This is a genomic window from Pantoea sp. USHLN298 (genome assembly GCF_037149395.1).
GTDB classification, from domain to species: Bacteria; Pseudomonadota; Gammaproteobacteria; order Enterobacterales; family Enterobacteriaceae; genus Pantoea; species Pantoea astica.
In genome coordinates this window covers 175,143-194,347 of record NZ_JBBCRO010000007.1, presented here as the reverse complement: position 1 = coordinate 194,347, position 19,205 = coordinate 175,143, and the positions used below count along the sequence as shown (strand labels likewise).

At 56.4% G+C, this 19,205-nt stretch carries 17 protein-coding genes; 7 read left to right on the top strand and 10 right to left on the bottom strand.

All coding sequences use genetic code 11. The annotated features are described in order from the left end of the window. Window positions 1-54 precede the first annotated feature (54 nt). Window positions 55-1,239, top strand: a complete 1,185-nt coding sequence (locus tag WFK59_RS18865) for an NAD(P)/FAD-dependent oxidoreductase (RefSeq protein ID WP_233986708.1) — start codon at window positions 55-57, stop codon at window positions 1,237-1,239. A gap of 7 nt (window positions 1,240-1,246) precedes the next feature. Here WFK59_RS18865 and WFK59_RS18860 read toward each other — a convergent pair whose 3' ends face one another. After that, the gene (locus WFK59_RS18860) at window positions 1,247-2,233 is read right to left on the bottom strand and encodes an aldo/keto reductase (RefSeq protein ID WP_233986710.1); all 987 of its coding nucleotides are present in this window, start codon (window positions 2,231-2,233) and stop codon (window positions 1,247-1,249) included. Window positions 2,234-2,527: 294 nt separating this feature from the next. Between WFK59_RS18860 and WFK59_RS18855 the strand changes: the two genes are divergently transcribed. Further along, complete coding sequence (locus WFK59_RS18855) at window positions 2,528-2,725, top strand: hypothetical protein (protein WP_233986713.1); 198 nt, start codon at window positions 2,528-2,530, stop codon at window positions 2,723-2,725. 1 nt (window position 2,726) lies between these two features. Then, the gene (locus WFK59_RS18850) at window positions 2,727-3,554 is read left to right on the top strand and encodes a hypothetical protein (protein ID WP_233986715.1); all 828 of its coding nucleotides are present in this window, start codon (window positions 2,727-2,729) and stop codon (window positions 3,552-3,554) included. 61 nt (window positions 3,555-3,615) lie between these two features. On the opposite strand, the gene WFK59_RS18845 is transcribed toward WFK59_RS18850, so the two are convergent. After that, window positions 3,616-4,635, bottom strand: coding sequence for a LacI family DNA-binding transcriptional regulator (locus WFK59_RS18845; RefSeq protein ID WP_336756813.1), 1,020 nt, complete (start codon window positions 4,633-4,635; stop codon window positions 3,616-3,618). Between the two features lie 253 nt (window positions 4,636-4,888). Here WFK59_RS18845 and WFK59_RS18840 point away from each other — a divergent pair, with 253 nt between their 5' ends. Further along, the gene (locus WFK59_RS18840; RefSeq protein ID WP_336756811.1) at window positions 4,889-5,569 is read left to right on the top strand and encodes an SDR family oxidoreductase; all 681 of its coding nucleotides are present in this window, start codon (window positions 4,889-4,891) and stop codon (window positions 5,567-5,569) included. 15 nt (window positions 5,570-5,584) lie between these two features. Here the strand turns inward: WFK59_RS18840 and WFK59_RS18835 are convergent, their stop codons facing one another. Next, window positions 5,585-6,973 carry a sugar porter family MFS transporter gene (locus WFK59_RS18835; protein WP_262287780.1) on the bottom strand — a complete coding sequence of 463 codons (1,389 nt, stop codon included), beginning with the start codon at window positions 6,971-6,973 and terminating at the stop codon, window positions 5,585-5,587. A gap of 271 nt (window positions 6,974-7,244) precedes the next feature. Here WFK59_RS18835 and WFK59_RS18830 point away from each other — a divergent pair, with 271 nt between their 5' ends. Beyond that, entirely contained in the window at window positions 7,245-7,904 is a 660-nt protein-coding gene (locus WFK59_RS18830; RefSeq protein ID WP_233986729.1) for an epoxyqueuosine reductase QueH, read from the top strand. A gap of 3 nt (window positions 7,905-7,907) precedes the next feature. On the opposite strand, the gene WFK59_RS18825 is transcribed toward WFK59_RS18830, so the two are convergent. Beyond that, window positions 7,908-8,405, bottom strand: coding sequence for a helix-turn-helix domain-containing protein (locus WFK59_RS18825; RefSeq protein WP_233986731.1), 498 nt, complete (start codon window positions 8,403-8,405; stop codon window positions 7,908-7,910). 351 nt (window positions 8,406-8,756) lie between these two features. On the opposite strand from WFK59_RS18825, the gene WFK59_RS18820 reads away from it, so the two are divergent. Continuing rightward, entirely contained in the window at window positions 8,757-9,779 is a 1,023-nt protein-coding gene (locus WFK59_RS18820; protein WP_336756809.1) for an alpha/beta fold hydrolase, read from the top strand. A gap of 25 nt (window positions 9,780-9,804) precedes the next feature. On the opposite strand, the gene WFK59_RS18815 is transcribed toward WFK59_RS18820, so the two are convergent. From WFK59_RS18815 to uxuA, 5 genes are all read right to left on the bottom strand, one after another. After that, window positions 9,805-10,773, bottom strand: a complete 969-nt coding sequence (locus tag WFK59_RS18815) for a GGDEF domain-containing protein (RefSeq protein WP_233986735.1) — start codon at window positions 10,771-10,773, stop codon at window positions 9,805-9,807. Window positions 10,774-10,884: 111 nt separating this feature from the next. Then, a complete protein-coding gene (hemB, locus tag WFK59_RS18810; RefSeq protein WP_233986737.1) occupies window positions 10,885-11,862 on the bottom strand; it encodes a porphobilinogen synthase in 978 nt (325 codons plus the stop codon). 127 nt (window positions 11,863-11,989) lie between these two features. After that, window positions 11,990-13,495, bottom strand: a complete 1,506-nt coding sequence (gene proP, locus WFK59_RS18805; RefSeq protein WP_233986739.1) for a glycine betaine/L-proline transporter ProP — start codon at window positions 13,493-13,495, stop codon at window positions 11,990-11,992. A gap of 581 nt (window positions 13,496-14,076) precedes the next feature. Continuing rightward, the gene (locus WFK59_RS18800) at window positions 14,077-15,660 is read right to left on the bottom strand and encodes an EAL domain-containing protein (RefSeq protein ID WP_336756806.1); all 1,584 of its coding nucleotides are present in this window, start codon (window positions 15,658-15,660) and stop codon (window positions 14,077-14,079) included. Between the two features lie 326 nt (window positions 15,661-15,986). Beyond that, window positions 15,987-17,171, bottom strand: coding sequence for a mannonate dehydratase (uxuA, locus tag WFK59_RS18795; protein ID WP_336756805.1), 1,185 nt, complete (start codon window positions 17,169-17,171; stop codon window positions 15,987-15,989). Between the two features lie 139 nt (window positions 17,172-17,310). Between uxuA and WFK59_RS18790 the strand changes: the two genes are divergently transcribed. Next, window positions 17,311-17,994, top strand: a complete 684-nt coding sequence (locus WFK59_RS18790) for a FadR/GntR family transcriptional regulator (protein ID WP_233986762.1) — start codon at window positions 17,311-17,313, stop codon at window positions 17,992-17,994. On the opposite strand, the gene WFK59_RS18785 is transcribed toward WFK59_RS18790, so the two are convergent. Then, a complete protein-coding gene (locus WFK59_RS18785; protein WP_233986770.1) occupies window positions 17,983-19,038 on the bottom strand; it encodes an AI-2E family transporter in 1,056 nt (351 codons plus the stop codon). The genes WFK59_RS18790 and WFK59_RS18785 overlap by 12 nt on opposite strands. Window positions 19,039-19,205 lie beyond the last annotated feature (167 nt).

The following is a 19,205-nucleotide window of genomic DNA, read 5'->3' as shown; positions in this document are numbered from 1 at the left end:
TCAGTGAGCAGATCACTACAATCTGCGCCTTTCCGATTAAGTGAGTGAACCGCCGTGGAACAGTTTGACGTTATCATCATTGGAGCCGGTGCCGCAGGGCTGTTCTGTGCCGCCCAGGCCGGACAGCGCGGGCGTCGCGTCTTGCTGCTGGATAACGGCAAAAAGCCGGGACGTAAGATTCTGATGTCGGGCGGAGGACGCTGCAACTTCACCAATCTCTATACTGAACCGGCGGCCTATCTGTCGCACAATCCTCATTTCTGTAAATCGGCGCTGGCGCGCTATACCCAGTGGGATTTTATCGATCTGGTCAATCGTCACGGCATTGCCTGGCATGAGAAAACCCTCGGCCAGCTGTTTTGCGATGAGTCCGCGCAGCAGATTGTCGATCTGCTGATGGCCGAGTGCGAAAAGGGCAACGTGACGCTGCGGCTGCGCAGTGAAGTGCTGAACGTGGCGCGTGACGACAGCGGTTATACCCTGCAGCTGAACGGCAGCACGGTACAGGCGGAAAAGCTGGTGATTGCCAGCGGCGGCCTGTCGATGCCCGGCCTGGGCGCAACGCCGTTCGGCTATAAAATCGCGGAACAGTTTGGCCTCAACGTCTTCCCGACACGCGCGGCGCTGGTGCCCTTTACCCTGCATAAACCGCTGCTGGAACAGCTGCAGACCCTGTCTGGCGTGGCGCTGGAGACCACCATTGACGCGCAGGATGGCACCCGCTTTAAAGAGGCGATGCTGTTTACCCATCGCGGCCTCTCTGGCCCGGCGGTATTGCAAATCTCCAGCTACTGGCTGCCAGGTGAGTTCGTCACCATCGATCTGTCACCCGCGACGCCGTTGGATGCCTTCCTGACCGTCCAGCGTGAGGCGCATCCTAACCTCAGCCTGAAGAACAGCCTGGCGAAAATTCTGCCGAAGCGGCTGGTGGAAGTGTTGCAGACGCTGAAAGTGGTGCCGGATATCACGCTGAAGCAGCTCAACAGCCGGCAGCAGGCGGAGCTGGTCGGGACGCTGCACGCCTGGCGTATTCAGCCCAACGGCACCGAAGGCTATCGCACCGCCGAGGTAACACTGGGCGGCGTCGATACCACCCAACTCTCCTCGAAAACCATGGAAGCGCGGGCCGTACCGGGGCTCTATTTTATTGGGGAGGTTGCGGATGTGACCGGCTGGCTGGGTGGCTATAATTTCCAGTGGGCGTGGAGTTCCGCCTGGGCGTGCGCCCAGGCGTTGTAACGCGCGTTTACCAGCGCTGATGGACGTGAGGCGCGATCTTCTCCTGATAGATCTGCTTCAGCGCCGTCATGGTATCCGCAGAGAGCGCATCGACGTCGCTGGCGCGGGCATTGGCTTCCGCCTGTTGGCGGTTTTTCGCGCCAGGAATCACTACGCTGACATCCTCGTTCATCAGGATCCAGCGCAGCGCCAGCATCGCCATGGTGGTGTCGCCAGTGACATAGCGGCGAATCTCCTCGACCGCCTCCAGCGCTACCTCATACGGCACGCCGGAAAAGGTTTCGCCCTTATCAAACGCTTCGCCATTGCGGTTAAAGGCGCGATGGTCGTCGGCAGCAAACTGGCTGTCTGGCCCCATTTTGCCGGTCAGCAAGCCTGACGCCAGCGGCACACGGGCGATAATCCCGACATTACGCCGCTTCGCTTCACGCAGCAGTAGCTCCGCTGGTCGCTGGCGGAAGAGGTTGTAAATCAGCTGAATGGATGAGACGTTCGGAAACTCCAGCGCCTTCAATCCTTCCTCTACCTTTTCCACCGACACGCCGTAGTGACGGATTTTGCCGGCAGCCACCATCTCATCCATCACCGCAAACACCTCCGGGTTGTAATAGACCTCGGTGGGTGGGCAGTGCAGCTGCACTAAATCCAGCGTGTCGGTTTGCAGGTTCTCGCGCGAACGGTCAATAAAGGCGTTGAGGTTGCTGGCGTTATAGCCCTCGGCAACGTGCGGCGAAAGCCGGCGGCCCAGCTTGGTGGCGACAAACGGCCGTTCACCGCCACGCTGATTCAGCACTCCGGCAATAATCTTTTCAGAGCGGCCGTCGCCATAGACATCGGCGGTATCAATAAAGGTGATACCGGCATCAAGAGCAGCATGCAGCGCCGCCTCGGCATCCTGCTGGCTGACTTCTCCCCAGGTCCCGCCAATCGCCCATGCGCCAAAGCCAATTTCGGAGACGCGCTGACCGGTACGACCTAACGTGCGTTGTTTCATCTGAATCTTCCTCAATATGTTGCAGACAGGGTGACCGTCATCGGACAAAGAGTGAGCTTAGCGCTAACCGGCGAGAAAGGGGGGAAGCACGCTCACAGACTGTGCAGCCGGAAAGGGAGAGTTGTCACTGCCAATCTACTGGTTATATTAGCTATTTCAGCCAATCACGCTGTGTAATGATCGCCAGCCGCTTCGCTAATTAATTGATTTTAAGAAATTTCACCTGAAATTAACCAGGCGAGAGTGTCGTTTCAGTCACATACTTCCTCTTTTAGGCCAGATAAGTGGATCGCCATGTTCAAATTTGTAAAATCGCTGTTTGCCAGCCCCGATAAATTTCTGCAAATCATGACCCGCCAGGATATCAACGACTCTATCGCCGAAGGCGAGCGCATCATTATTGACGAGAACGGCAATATTTCGGTCAACACGCTCAGTGAAGAAGTACACGAAGATTTTGCCCGCCATGTGAATACGTTAAAGGGAGTCTGAGGTGGGTACCGCAATATTCATGGTGTTAATGGTCAGTGGTTACTGGTACACCAGCCGCGATTTAAATAGCCGTTTTAAAATTCGCCGTTCATCGGGCTGGGATGTTTATTTTCTGGTTGCGCTTTATGGCTGTATTTTCGTTCTGCAGGGCGTGTTTGCGACCGGCATCGTCTGGTTACTGCTGCTCGCCGTCTCTGCTATTGCCAATGCGGTACAGATGATCCCCGGCGTCCATCTCAAATGGCAGATGGAGTTTATGAACTGGAGCTTCCTTGGCATCCAGGCACCGATTGTCATCATGCTGGCCTTCGCTATTCTGCTCTGTCTGTATCGCTCGAACTGGGCGGGCAGCGCACGACTCAACGTTTCGGGCCGTAAAGATCTCTATCAGCAACTGTCGCGCTCGAACGGTGTGGAGCAGCTGCTGTTTCAGTGCATGGAAGAGGGCGAGCTGGCGTGGATAACCCTCAAGTCACGCCGCATATATATCGGCATGGTACACGCCTCGACGTTTGAGTATGAGAGCACCAAAAATATCGTGCTGATCCCGATGCTCAGTGGCTACCGCGACAGTAAAACGCTGAAGCTGGCGGTGGAGCATAATTACAGTAAGTGGTACGCCGAACACGACATCACGCTGGACTCGACGCCCAAAGATGCCATGTCGTTCCGCAAGGTGATCATGGTGGATCAGATTGAGAGCCTGTCGCTGTTCGACCCGGCCAGCGCGACGGCGCTCTCTATGGGCCATCCGCAGGAAGTCGAGAAAAGCCAGGGCAGCGAAGACGGTCAGAGCCCGGATGATCAGAGCCGGGAGCCGCCGCAATAACCCCTGCGTGGGCTGCCAGCCTCCCTCAATGAGATGGCCACATTGAGGGAGTTAACCTGCCTTATGCCATATTCTCCGCCGTAAACAGCCGGAACGCGACCTTACCTTCCTGATACTCATCCGGCTGATAACCGGTTTCCAGATGGCGCAGCAACAGATCAATCGACAATCGCGCGTGCTGCTGCGCGTGCTGATCCAGCGTGAACGCCACCTCATCGTTCAGCAGCAGCTGGCGGGTTACCGGATAGAGCTCATGGGTGATATAGGTACAGTGGCCCAACAGCCGGTGGGCGCGCAGGGTTTCGCTAACGTCGGTATTGCCCATCCCGGTGTTATAGACGCCGGCTATCGCCTGCGATTGCGTCAGATTGCGCGCCAGCAGGCTGCGAATGGTGTCACGATCATCCTGGCCGAGCAGCACTTCACGCAGGTGACGCTGCGGCGCGCGCTGCGTCATCACCTCACGGAAGCCGGCGATGCGCTGCCGGTGCGCCTGATAATCAAACCGGCCGCTCACCATCACAATATCCCCGGCCTGATGGGCGGTCTTACTCATCAGTAAACCGGCGGTCCGTCCCGCCTGATACTGATCGATACCGACATGGCACAGACGATCGGCGGCGGGCAGATCGGTCACGATGGTGATCACCGGTACGTGACGACTGCGACACAGCGCCAGGGCGCGATAGATCGGCGGCGAGTCATGGGCAAAGACAATAATGCCGTCGCGGGTGGCGCTGCGGGCAATAATGCTCTGCGCCAGCTTTTCGGGCTGCGCTTCTGTGACCAGCGTTTTATGCAGTTTAAGGCGCCGGTAGCCGAGCTGGCTGGCGACGTCGCTGAAATGGGCGGTGAGCTGCTGGAAAAAGGCAGAGCCGTTGTTGCTGAGGAAGACCTCAATCTGCCACGGATGTTGATACTCCTCCGGCAGCAGACGTTTGAGACCGGCTTCGCGCGCCGCTTTTAACACCTTGCGGGTGGTCTCCAGCGACACGCCGCCACGCTCGTTCAATACCCGATCGACCGTCGCGATGCCCACGCCCGCCATTTTTGCCACCGTCTCTAAGGTGAGCTTTTTCATTCAGACTCCACGCGAAAAAAGTCGGCGAACATCGCGCCGCCTGCCTGCCAGTCGATATCTTCTAACCGGTTAAAAGTAAAAGATAAAGCGAAACTTTGATGGAAAACCATCAATGAAGCCGACCGGGCCGATCAGCCGCATCAGCTGATGCATTTTACCTGCCGTGCGGTCACCCGACTAAAACGCACATCCGGGCGCTGGCAACGCAGATTTGTCGTTAAGCTAGTAGTGAGATTAACAACGAGGAATGAACATGGCTCAGCAACAGAAAGTGTTAGTGATTGGCGCATCGCGGGGTATCGGCCTGGCGGTGGTACAGGCGTTTGCTGCACAAGGCTGGCAGGTTACGGCCACGCACCGCAGCGGCATCCCGACGCAGGGCAACCCGTCGGGCGTTGACTGGCACGCGCTGGATATGACCGAATCGTCCTCGGTGCAGCAGCTGGCCGGCCAGCTCGCCGGACAGACCTTCGATGTGATTCTGATTAATGCCGGAATTTCCGGGCCGGCGCATCAGAAACTGGCGCAAAGTGACCCTCAGGAACTGGCGCAGCTGTTTATGACCAATACGATCGCACCGGTGCGCAGTGCCGAGATTCTGCTGCCGCTGCTCAGCAAGCAAAAGGGCGTGCTGGCGATCACCTCATCACAGCTGGGTAGCCTGAGCGAAAACCCGCGTGCCGACATGCCGCTCTATTCCGCCAGCAAGGCGGCGCTGAATATGCTGAGCCGGACGCTGGCCGAAGATGTGGAAGCCGTGGCCGGTACGCTGGTGACGCTCCATCCGGGCTGGGTAAAAACAGATATGGGTGGCGAAGCGGCACCTTTAACCGCAGAGGAGAGCGCGGCCGGTATTGTGCAGCAGCTGACCGCCTGGCAGGGCCGCGGCGGCCATCACTACATCGATTACGCCGGTAAAACGCTGCAATGGTAATCGACGACGGGGCGGTTACGCCCCGATATCACGCAGCGCTTTGCCTTTCATCAGGTTGCGTTCGATATGCTCCAGCGTGACATGTTTGGTCTCCGGCACCAGCATCATCGTCACCACAATGAACACCAGATTAAGCGCACCGTAGAACCAGAAGGTGTTGGCGTTGCCCAGCTGATCGAGCATGGTCAGGAAGGTCGCACCGACAATCATGTTACCGACCCAGTTGGTGGTGGTCGACGCGGTGATGCCAAAGTCACGCCCTTTCAGCGGCTGAATCTCTGAGCACAGCAGCCAGATCACCGGTCCGGCAGCCATCGCAAATCCGACGATAAACATCAGCAGCATGGCGATAGCAAAATATTTGCGGAAGTCGGTTTCGACGCCAAGATGCAATAGCGTGCCGAGCACGCCCATTCCCACCGCCATCACCAGAAAGCTGGTGGTGAGCATCGGCTTACGTCCCCAGCGGTCAACCAGGAAGATCGCAATCAGCGTCGCCAGCATATTGACCAGCCCGACGATAACCGTGCCCCACATCTGTTCGCTGGTGCTGGAGAAACCGGCAATATTGAAAATTTTCGGGGCGTAATACATCACCACATTCATGCCGGTAAACTGCTGCATTACCTGCAGCAACATGCCCAGCCACACGGCACGGCGGAAGTTGCTGTTCGAACGAAACAGTGACCAGCCGCGTTGCTTCACCTGCAGACTTTCACGGATCTCTTCCAGCTCCTGCCGCGCCTGTTCGCTGGTATTACGCAGCCGGTCCAGCACCCGCTGTGCCTCATTAAAACGGCCGTGCGCCGCCAGCCAGCGCGGGCTGTTAGGCAGAAACAGCACGCCGATGAACAGAATCACCGCCGGAATGGCGATAATCCCCAGCATCCAGCGCCAGTTGCCGGTGTAGCTAAAGGCCGTATCAGAGAGATAAGCCACCACAATGCCGGTGGTCAGCATCAGCTGGTACATCGAAATCATGGAGCCCCGAATACGCTCAGGCGCAATTTCAGCCAGATAGAGCGGGGCGGTGTAAGAGGCGATGCCGACCGCCAGCCCCAGGATCACCCGGGCGCAGACCAGCGATTCGACATCCGGTGACAGCGCTGACCAGAGCGAGCCGATGACGAACAGCGTGGCACCGGCCAGCATACTTTTCTTGCGTCCCAGCTTTGATGACATCCAGCCCGCGCCCAGCGCACCCAGCGCAGCCCCGAACATCATCGAGCTCACGACCCACTCCTGCTGATGGTTAGTGATCTGCAAATCTTTGGCGAGAAACGGCAGCGCGCCGGCAATAACGCCGATATCCAGACCAAACAACAGGCCGGAGAGCGCGGCCATAAAACAGACGAACCAGGTAAAGCGGTTCTGACCCGACGGCGATTTGTTAGTTGCAGCCATGCCTCACTCCTTGCCCTGTGACTTTGTCAGTATTGTTAATGTTATGTAAACATAGTCGATGGCAGTGTGTTACCGGTCACAGTTTAAAACATCAGCGACGTGGCAGAAGGCCGTGGTTGCCCGCCAGAACCCGCTGGCACAGGATCGGCGACTCAGCACCGCTGTGGGCGCAAGCGCACGAATACCCAAAAACCGGCCAGCCGGGGAAATTTTGCAACCCCCGGCGTGCGCCATTACACTGCAGTTTTTCTGCTAATGATTGAAGGTGCTTATGTCTCAGCCTTATCAGCGCCAGCCGCTGCCCTTACCGGGCGGTCACAAAAAGGTGCTTTTACACTCCTGTTGCGCTCCCTGTTCGGGCGAAGTCATGGAGGCGATGCTGGCATCGGGTATTGAATACACCATCTATTTCTACAACCCGAATATTCATCCGCTCAAAGAATATGAGCTGCGCAAAGAGGAGAATATTCGTTTTGCTGAAAAATTTGGCGTGCCGTTTGTTGATGCCGATTATGACCGCGATGACTGGTTCAAACGCGCGCGCGGTATGGAGTGGGAGCCGGAGCGCGGCGAACGCTGCACCATGTGTTTTGATATGCGTTTCGAACGTACCGCGCTCTATGCGCATGAAAATGGCTTTCCGGTAATGACCAGTTGCCTGGGTATTTCACGCTGGAAAGATATGAAGCAGATTAACCGTTGTGGTGTCCGCGCAGCGGCGGCGTATCCGGATCTGCTTTATTGGGATTTTAACTGGCGTAAAGGCGGCGGATCTTCGCGCATGATTGAAATCAGCAAGCGCGAGAGTTTTTATCAGCAGGAATATTGTGGCTGCGTTTATTCACTGCGCGACACCAATCGTCATCGCGTCACGCAGGGTCGTGAGCGGATTCAGATTGGTGTGCAATATTATCAGCCGGACGATCTCTGAACCTCACAGGCTGTGGGAGGATTCAGTCTGGCGATAGTGGTGCGGTGATATCGCAATACGCTGAGTGATTCCACTGCAGCTTTTTTCCGGCGTTCTGCCCTGAGCATAGCTGCATAATGCGCAGGGATTATCGGTCCCGGCTAACTGCTGTCGCGCCGCCTCATCCAGCGCGCGCCGGCGGCAGACGCTGGGCGTACAGCCCATCAGTTGTTTAAACGAGCGGGTGAAAGATTGTTGGCTTTCAAAATGATACTTCAGCGCCAGGCTTATTATCGGCGTGCGGCTGTTTTTTAAATCATTGACACAGGCAGCCAGCTTGCGCTTGCGAATATAACGTGCCAGCGTTTCATCGTGATAACGCGCAAATAATTTCTGCAAATACCATTTGGAATAACCTGCTTTTTCAGCAATATCATCAACGCTTAATCGCTGGTCGAGATTATTATTAATCCACTCAGTGACAGAGACGATCACGCTTTCATTATATTTACTCTCATTCATATCGGCCCCCTAATTTTTGTGCGGGCAGTTTAAAATAATTTATCTTTTGCTGAGCATGACTTGCGTAAAGTTTTATCAGGAAATGAATCTTTATCTCCGATAAAACAGTTTTAATGATCATTTGATAATATAAATAGCGTAATTGTTATTGATGTGTTGAGTGTATTGGTGGGGTTAGTGGTTTGAATAAGCGGAAACCGTAATCTTCATTAAAGGATTTTCTTTCGCTCAAACTGTCCCGTGGTGACGCCAGACGCTGATAATGGAGTCATCATATCGCACAGCCCATCAATACACTTTTCGCCGCTTCATGCCAGGCTTAACCCTCACCTTTAACCTGGAGAACTCTGGATGAGCCCGACATACGCGTTGAAGAAACCGCTTGCCGCCTTGCTCACCTCGCTGACTTTACTCAGCACGGCACCGGCTCTTGCCGCCACCGTCTACGGCGAGCAGCTGGAAGGATTTCAATACCCTTATCCTCTGCAACATTTTAATTTTTCCTCCCAGCAGCAGCCGCTGAGCATGGGCTATATGGATGTGAAACCGGCAAAAAATGCCAACGGACAAACCGTGGTGCTGATGCACGGTAAAAATTTCTGCGGAGCCACCTGGGAAGAGACGATTCGCGCGCTGAGCCAGCAAGGTTATCGCGTAGTGGTGCCCGACCAGATCGGTTTCTGCAGCTCAACCAAACCGGCGAATTACCAGTACAGTTTTCAGCAGCTGGCGGAGAATACCCATCAGTTGCTGACGAAACTGGCAGTGGAAAAAGCGGTGATTATTGGCCATTCCACCGGCGGGATGCTGGCAACACGCTATGCGCTGATGTATCCGGCACAGACGCAGAAGCTGGTGCTGGTCAACCCGATCGGGCTGGAAGACTGGAAGGCCAAAGGCGCGCCGTGGCGTTCCGTCGATCAGTGGTATCAGCGCGAGCTGAAGCTGAGTGCCGAAGGGATTAAGAAGTATGAACAGCAGACCTACTATGTCGGACGCTGGAAACCGGAGTATGACAAATGGGTCGATATGCTGGCTGGCCTGAACAGCGGGCCAGGACACCAGAAGGTGGCGTGGAACTCCGCCCTAATCTACGACATGATCTTCACGCAGCCGGTATTTTATGAGTTTGGCGATCTGAAAGTGCCCACCACTCTGATGATCGGCACCTCAGACACTACCGCCATCGGCAGTGATATCGCCTCTGCGGCGGTGAAAGCGCGGCTGGGTGATTACAAGGTGCTGGGAAAAGAGACGGCAAAACGCATTCCGGGCGCGCGCTTAATCGAATTTCCGGGGATGGGTCATGCGCCGCAAATGGAAGAGCCGGCGAAGTTTAATCAGACGCTGCTCGACGACCTGGCGCGTCAGTAACCGGTCAGGCGCGCGGCGTCCGACGTTACAACGCCGCGCGCTTCTGCTTTTTACTGCGGTACATCTGCTCATCGCTGTCATGCAGCAACTGCTCCAGCGACTGCGGCCCGGCCGGATCAAACTCCACCACGCCGCACGAGAAGTGCAGATGATAACGGCGGTTCAGGCTGATCGACTGCTGCGCCAGATAGTGGGCAAACTGCTGCAGCAGCGCTTCAGTCTGCTGCTGTTGCAGGCCGTTGAACAGCACCACAAATTCATCGCCGCCTAAGCGTGCAAACAGATCGGAGTGTTTAAACACCACCTTCATCGCATCAGCAAAATCCATCAGGGCGCGGTCGCCTTCGCGATGGCCGAGTGAATCGTTGATCTGCTTGAACTTGTCGAGATCGAGAAAGGTCAGACAGGCGGGGCGGTTCTTCATCCGGCACTCATTCAGCACCATCTCGCCCAGCGTCATAAAGCCGCGACGATTAGTAATCTGCGTCAGCTCATCACAGGTTGCGGTCTGAAATGCCACCAGTTCCGCTTCAGCCATCGCCGCCAGGTCGCGTAGCGTGGCCCGATCTTCTTCGTCGAACGGGCGTGGCGACCGGCCAATGATGCAAAGCGTGCCCATCTTCGCGCCGCCCGGCGCCCGCAGCGGGCAGCCAGCGTAGAAGCGAATATGCGGCTCACCGGTCACCAGCGGATTATCATGAAAGCGCGGGTCTGCTGCGGCATCTTCGACGATCATGATCTCATCCTGCAGGATGGCATGGCCGCAAAAAGAGATGTTGCGCGGCGAACCGGCAGGCTCAAAACCCTGCGCTGACTTAAACCATTGATGATCGGCTTCCAGCAGGCTAACCAGCGCAATCGGCACGTCAAACAGGCGGCGCGCCAGACGGGTTAAACGATCGAAACGCTCTTCCGCAGGCGTATTCATAATGTTCAGCGCACGCAACTGCGACAAACGTTGTGCCTCATCGGCAGCGATCTCAGGTGCTTTCATCGCAGAGCCCTTTATTTTTTTAACTGGAGCCAGGTTCTGGTGTGAGCCTTACGGCAAAGAAAAAAGACAGTGATCGAAGCGATTCAATTCACTGTCTTATTGAGGGGGGGATCAGAGCACTTTTTGTTCGGCGAGATCAAGCGCGAAATAGCTGAAAATCAGGTCCGCACCGGCACGTTTTATCGCACCCAGGCTTTCCAGCACCACATTACGTTCATCGATGGCGCCCGCCTGCGCGGCAAATTTGATCATCGCGTATTCGCCGCTCACCTGGTAGGCAGCCAGCGGCAGCTCTGTGCGCTCGCGGATGTCACGCAGGATGTCGAGATAGGCGCCTGCCGGTTTAACCATCAGCGAATCTGCACCTTCAGCCGCATCAATCAGCGATTCACGGATCGCTTCACGACGGTTCATCGGATTCATCTGATAAGTCTTACGGTCGCCCTTCAGCGAGGTGCCTGCCGCTTCACGGAACGGACCGTAGAAAGAAGAGGCGAACTTGGTGGAGTAGGACATGATGGCGGTCTGGGTGAAGCCCGCCGCGTCCAGCGCCTGACGAATCGCCTGCACCTGACCGTCCATCGCCGCCGAAGGGGCAATAAAGTCAGCCCCTGCTGCTGCGGCCACGACCGCCTGCTTGCCGAGGTTGATCAGGGTCGCATCGTTATCCACGCCGTGATCGCACAGCACGCCGCAGTGGCCGTGGCTGGTGTATTCACAGAAACAGGTATCGGACATGACAATCATTTCCGGCACCGTCTCTTTGCAGATGCGTGACATCCGCGCCACCAGACCGTTTTCATTCCACGCATCGCTGCCGGTGGCATCGGTATGGTGTGAAATCCCAAAGGTCATCACCGAGCGGATACCGGCTTTCGCGATGCGTTCAATCTCATAGGCAAGACGCTTTTCCGGGATACGCATCACGCCAGGCATCGCCTGAATCGCTTTGTAATCGTCAGCACCCTCTTCAACGAAAATGGGCAGAGCCAGATCGTTCAGGCTGAGGGTAGATTCCTGGAACATTTCGCGCATTGACGCGCTGGCGCGCAATCTTCTTGGGCGCTGGATAAGGGAATAATCAGACATATTCATTCTTACGCAGGTGAAAAAAGTGACAACAGTTTACTCCCTTTGTCTGCGTGGCATGAAGGTTTGTGTGCGGTCATCGGGGGGCAAAAAAAACTCTCCCGCCGGGCGGCGGGAGAGGAGGCGGTTACTCGTTAATGTCCGGGTGCTGCTGCACCAGGTTTTTACGTTTCGCTTCGAGGCGGGCAATTTCTTCGTCGATATCTTCGATTTTGTGCTCGATGTTATCGTGATGCTCCTGCAGAATTTCGCGCGCTTCAGCCATATCGGAGGCGGCTGGTGTCGCCCCTTTCAGCGGCTTGTTGGCGGTCTCTTTCATAAACAGACCGGTAATCAGACCCACCACCGCGACTACCATCAGATAGTAGGCTGGCATGTAGAGGTTGTTGGTGGTCTCGACCAGCCAGGCGGCCAGCGTCGGGGTCAGACCGGCAATCAACACCGAGATGTTAAAGGCACTGGCCAGCGCACTGTAGCGGATGTGGGTCGGGAACATCGCCGGCAGCGACGAGGCCATCACGCCGGTAAAGGCGTTAAGGATTACCGCCAGCAGCAGCAGACCGGCGAAAATCAGTCCCAGCACACCGCTGTTGATCATCATGAAGGCCGGAATCGCGAAAATCATCAGGGCGATACTGCCGATGATGACAAACGGACGACGACCAAAACGGTCACTCATCATGCCGATCATTGGCTGGACAAACAGCATACCGATCATGATGGCGATAATAATCATCACGCCATGATCTTCGCTGTAGTGCAGGTTATGCGACAGGTAGCTCGGCATGTACGTCAGCAACATGTAGTAGGTGACGTTAGTAGCGATCACCAGACCGATACAGGAGAGCAGGCTGCGCCAGTGTTTGGTCGCAATCTCTTTGAATGAGACTTTCGGGCCATCCTGCAGGCCTTCGCGGTCACCCTGTTCCAGTTTGTCCACGTGCTGCTGGAAGGCCGGGGTCTCTTCCAGCGCATGACGCAGGTAAAGACCGATAATTCCCAGCGGCAGCGCCACAAAGAATGGCAGACGCCAGCCCCACTCAAGGAAACTCTCTTCCCCGATGATGGAGGAAATCAGAACCACCAGGCCTGCGCCGAGCACGAAGCCGGCAATCGAACCAAAGTCGAGCCAGCTCCCCATGAAACCGCGCTTACGGTCAGGCGAGTATTCGGCGACAAAGATAGAGGCACCGGTATATTCCCCGCCGACCGAGAAGCCCTGAGCCATCTTGGCGAGCAGCAGCAGAATCGGTGCCCAGATGCCGATAGAGGCATAGGACGGTATCAGGCCGATACAGAAGGTACTGACCGACATGATGATAATGGTGATGGAGAGTATTTTCTGACGACCATATTTGTCGCCCAGCATACCGAAGAACAGGCCACCCAGCGGGCGAATCAGGAAAGGAACAGAGAAGGTGGCGAGCGCCGCAATCATCTGAATGCCCGGCGAGACGTCCGGGAAGAAGACTTTACCCAGCGCGTAAGCCACAAAGCCATACACACCGAAGTCGAACCACTCCATCGCATTACCCAGAGAGGCTGCGGTGATGGCTTTACGTAAACGGGCATCATCAATGATGGTTACATCATCGATCCCGATTGGTTTTACACGCTTCCTACGCAATTTCATAGAATTACCCTGTAATGGAACATGAAAGTCCTCAACGGCGCGAACCGAGCAAAAGGGTTCAGACCGCGGCGTTGAGGAAATTAAAGCATAGCCGTAAACAGGCCTGTTTTACCGGCCAGCCAACACAATAATTCGTGCCGGAATTAGTGCGTTAAGCGGCAGAGTATACCGTTTTTGTGTGATATCTGTCATGTTTGGCCTAAAACTGAGCCATCAGACCGATCATTTAGTCCGTATATCATCCCTGAAAAAATAATCACTCTGCGTGACGAATGACGCTTTTTTCATCAGATTGCTCACTGTGGGTCCGCATTGTCAGCCGCTTCGGTTAGATTTTCAGCGGTTTGCCGTCGGCAAGCTGACGCTCAGCGCGGCACAGAAACATTCAGTAACATGGGGTGTTTCGCAAGGGCAGGGGTGAAAGGGTTGATCGCTGAGGCTGCCCGGATACAGAGGCGCTGGCGACAAACGCCGCAACGGGCAGGTTGTGAGGGCAGAGCACACAGTAAGGCGGGACCATCCAGCCGCCGTGGCGTTGCGCGCCGCCGGCAGGCAGCAGAACCGGCGTGATTCAGCGGATGTTAACCGGGTTTATCATCCCGCATGGGCCGATCGCCCTGTTCCTGCTGCCAGACGATCAGCGCAGCGTTATCCATGGGACGGGCATAGTAGTAACCCTGGATAAAGACCACGCCACGTTGCTGCAGATAACGAAACTGCAGGGCGGTTTCCACCCCTTCGCCCAGCACCTGTAACTGCAACTTATGGCTGAGGTTAATGATGGCGTCCAGCACCGGCGTTTCGCCCTCCAGCGATTCAATGGCGTTAATAAAGCCGCGATCGATTTTCAGGTAATCCAGTGCGAAGGTCTGCAGGTAGCTCAGGGAGCAGTGACCGGTGCCGAAATCGTCAATCGCAACTTTCATGCCGAACTGACGCAGCTGGTCGAGTTTACGCGCCACGCCTTCGCCATCTTTAATCAGGCTGCGCTCCGTCAGTTCAAGGGTGATCACAAACTGCTTCTCTTTCACCCGCTCGGCAAAATAGAGCATGTCGCTGACAAAATCGGGATGCTGCAGATGGTCTGCCGCCACGTTAATGGCCAGATGGAAGTGCGCCGGGACCTGCCACTGCTGGACATCTTCCACGATCAGATCGAGCAGATGACGGGTCAGCGGCACAATCATCCCTTCCGCTTCGGCGGCACCGATAAAAATATCGGGACGGACGCCATTGCCATCGGGCGTGGTCCAGCGCAGTAGCGCTTCCACGCCACTGCAACGCTGCAACCGATCGTCATAAACCGGCTGATAGTGTGCGCGGAACTGACCCCCGGCGATGGCGCGGCGGATCTCGTCACGCCATGAAATGCGCCGCTGCAGCCAGTTTGAGGTCAGGATCATCAGCAGAATGGAAAAGATTGCCGCCATCGGCAGGAAGATAAACAGCACCTGACGCCAGGCCGTGATCAGCTCGCCGGGCGGGGCGATCACCGTGACGCTTAGCGGATAACGCTGTGAGGCGGCGTGATAAACCAGCGGTTCAAACCAGCCTTGCGCCGTGGTTTGCTGGATACCATAGGCGATCGGTGCGCCACCGCTGAACTGCATACTCAGCTGATAGCCGCGCGCGCTGCCGATGGCACGCATAAAATCGATCAGATACTGACCATCAATCACCGCCCAGAATCCTTCGCCGCCTGGCAGTTCACGCACGAACAGCACCGCCGGGCGATCCGGGACAGCGTGCGTGCCGGCTATCGACAAACTCCACCAGGCTTTGCCGGTCACCGGCACATCACGCATCATCATTTCAGATAGCGAGCCAGAATTTAAACCATAGGCGGAGGAGCAGGCGATGTGATCATCTTCCAGTTTGCCAATGGCACGGAAATAGGCGTTGAGCGTACCGAGTCGCTGCAGGGAATTTTCGATCTGGCTGCAGGGCTGGTTCTGAAACTGGCGGAGTGAGGTGATCATATCCCAGGCGCTGTCGCTCATTTTCTCAGCCTGAGATAAAAGGGTATTGGCGGCGCTCACCTGCTGCTGGTGGACCGTATGACGCGCATCGAGGGCGGTAAAAAAGATGCCAAGTATCAGGGGCAACACGCCGGAAACGATGATAATCAGCCGGGCGTAGTCGCGTTTTCGTTGCAATAGCGGCACCGCAAATTCCTCTGAATGTTATAGACGTTATGAGGAGGTGCTAATCAATCGGCGCAGCATAGCATGTCTCCGGGCGATGCAGGTTAGCGTTTTGTCCGCCAACAGAACTGATTAAGGTCAATTATCGACCAGAGATTGCATTTGTTGACAATGTTTTGCTTTTGCTGGCATTCAGATAGGGTTCATAACCGTTCAGCGCAACCACAGAGCCGCTGTGGGTCTGGTGGCAGAGTGAAACGCAGCAGGTGGCAGAGTCATTTGCTGCGATGAAGGAAGGTAAATGCCCTGGCCGGCACCAGGCCGGACGCAGGGCCAGTGACGCAGGTTTAGTCGTTAAAATAGATCTGTTTCAGGGCCACTTCGACACCCCGTAATTCCGCCAGACCCTTCAGCCGTCCAATCGCCGAATAGCCGGGATTGGTGCGTTTATGCAGGTCGTCGAGCATCTGATGCCCGTGATCGGGGCGCATCGGAATTGCCCGGTGATTACCCGCCTGACGGCGGCGCTGCTCTTCAGCCAGAATCACTTTGATCACGCCGACCATATCAACGTCGCCCGCAAGGTGTGCCGCTTCGTGGAAGCTGTTGGGATTCGCCTCACGTTTGGTGGCGCGCAGATGAACAAAGTTGATGCGGTCGGCGTACGCTTCCGCCATCTCAATCAGCGGGTTATCGGCGCGAACGCCATACGAGCCGGTACAGAAGCAGAAACCGTTATGCAGACTATCCACCGTCTCTTTCAGCCACTGCATATCTTCCTGCGTCGAGATAATTCGCGGTAGGCCCAGGATCGGGCGCGGTGGATCGTCCGGATGCACCGCCAGCTTAATTCCCACTTCTTCCGCGACCGGCACGATTGCCCGCAGGAAGGTGGCCATATGCTCACGTAACCGGGCTTTATCGATGCCGTCATATTGCGCCAATTGCGCCTGGAACTGCTCCAGCGTGTAGCCCTCTTCGGCACCCGGCAGACCGGCGATAATATTGCGCACCAGCCTGTTTTTGTCGTCTTCACTCATGGCGGCGAACAGCTGTGCCGCTGCCTGCTGCTCGGCGGCGCTGTAATCCTGTTCGGCACCCGGCCGTTGCAACAGGTGCAGTTCAAACGCAGCAAAGGCATCGGCGTCAAAGCGCAGCGCTTTTGCGCCATCCGGCAGCGTCCAGGCGAGATCGGTACGGGTCCAGTCGAGCACCGGCATGAAGTTGTAGCAGACGGTATCCACGCCACTGGCGGCCAGGTTGCGTATCGACTGCTGATAGTTGGCAATGTAGTGCAGGTAGTCGCCACGCTGGGTCTTGATCGACTCATGCACCGGGATGCTCTCTACCACCGACCAGACCAGGCCTTTTTCTGCCAGCAATGCCTGGCGGGCCTTAATCTCTTCTACCGGCCAGATTTCGCCGTTAGGAATATGGTGTAGTGCGGTTACGATGCCGGTTGCGCCAGCCTGACGGGCATCATCCAGAGAGACCGGATCGTTCGGACCGTACCATCGCCATGTCTGTTCCATGTTTACTCCTCAACTGTGATGTGGCCCAGTGGTCAGGCCGCTGGACCAAGAGTATGATAGCCAGCAAAACGGGGCCGTGATCCGGATCGCAGCATGACAAACTGCGCGATCGGTGCAGCCAGATAACAAGGAGAAGGTGATGACGCTGCCTGTCATAAAAACTGAACGTCTCTATCGTCAGATTGCTAATGCCATTATGGCGGGGATTGAGCGCGGTGATTTTGTCGCCGGTGATCTGCTGCCGCCGGAGCGGGAGCTGGCGAAGCAGCTGGGGGTCAGCCGTTCTTCGGTACGTGAGGCGTTGATCGCGCTGGAGATGACGGGCTGGGTCGATATCCGCACCGGCACCGGCGTTTTTGTCGCGCAGCCGCTGCCTGCGTCCGCACCGGCAACGGAGAGCGAAGCCTGTAGCCTGCAGGATCTGTTACAGGCCAGAGAGGCGTTCGAAGGAATGCTGGCAGGACTGGCCGCGCGCAACGGTAGCCCGCACCAGCGTGCCGCCCTGCTGGCGCTGACTGCTGAGCTGCAACAGCACCAGGAGAATGATGCGGCCTTTCTGGCGCAGGATAAGCGCTTCCATTTGCTGATCAGTGAGATGAGTGGCAACGATCTGCTGCGCGAGCTGCTGGAGCAGTTATGGAATCAGCGCCACACTCCGCATGTGCAGCGGCTGGAGCGCCATTTCGCCGCCAACAGTTTTGCCCTGGAGATGAACGCTGACCATCAGCAGATTGCGAACGCCATCGTGGCCGGTGATGAAGTGGCGGCCCGTCAGGCGATGGAAAACCATCTGCGCCACGTCCAGCAACGGTTACTTGGTTAAACCGCGCGCCCGCTTCGGCCGTCCGGTGCCCAGCATAATCGCCAGCCGGCTGCCGCCTGGCGTGGTCTCCATCAGAATTTTGGTAATGCTGGTGAGCGGCACCGATAACAGCATCCCGACCGGGCCGAGCAGCCAGCCCCAGAACACCAACGACAGAAACACCACCAGGGTGGATAAACCCAGTCCCCGGCCCATCAGGCGCGGCTCCAGCATATTGCCGAACACCATATGAATGGCCGTAAACAGCGCCGCCACCATCGCCGCATCAAACAGGCTGTTCAGCAGCAGCGCCTGTAAAAAGGGCGGGATGCCGGCAATAATCGGCCCGATATTGGGAATAAAATTGAGGATAAACGCCACGACGCCCCACAGCAGCGCAAATTTCACATCCAGCAGATAAAGGCTGAGCCAGACCGACAGGCCGGTTATCAGACTCACCAGCGTTTTCAGTGCCAGATAGTGCGTCACCCCTTTCAGCGCCTTATGCAGCCCGGCAATGCGGATTTTGGGATTAACCAGCGCGTTACGCATTTTGTAGGGCAGGTGGTGGACTTCAAACAGCATAAACACCACGGTCAGAATCAGCAGCACCGTATTGGTCATCGCGCCTGAGAAGCCGCTCAGGGCCACCGTGGCCAGATTCACCATGGTGTTTGGGTCGAAGCGCTGAATCAACGCATCGGTGGAAATGTTGAGGTGAAAACCGGCCGCCAGATGCTGCAGCACCGTCATTTTCTGTTCCATGGTGGCGCGCAGTTGCGGGTAGAGATCGTAAAACTCACTCATCGAGCTGGCCAGTACCGCGCCAAGCAGCAGAATGACGAAGAAGATCACCGTGATCACCAGAGTAATTGCCAGCCCACGCCGGAAGCCGCGCCGCATCAGCAGGGTGACCAGCGGGTTGAGCACAATGGCAAAAAAGGCCGCCAGCAACAGCGGCACCAGAATATCGGACGCGGCCCGCACGCCAGCGAGGATAATCACCAGCATCGCCAGTTTGATCAAAATATTTTGTCCGATTTTTTCCCGTTGCAGCTCGCTCATTCCCTCTCCCATCACGCAAATTGGCTGATGAAAGTGTAGCTGAAGTAAAATTAACAAACTGATTTATCAGAGAAACGGTAAAAATGGCCAGCAGTCTGGGCGGGCGCAAAGCCGCTGCTGAGTGTGCCAGAGATCAGGCGGTCTGCTGCAGCGCGTTTGCTGTCTGG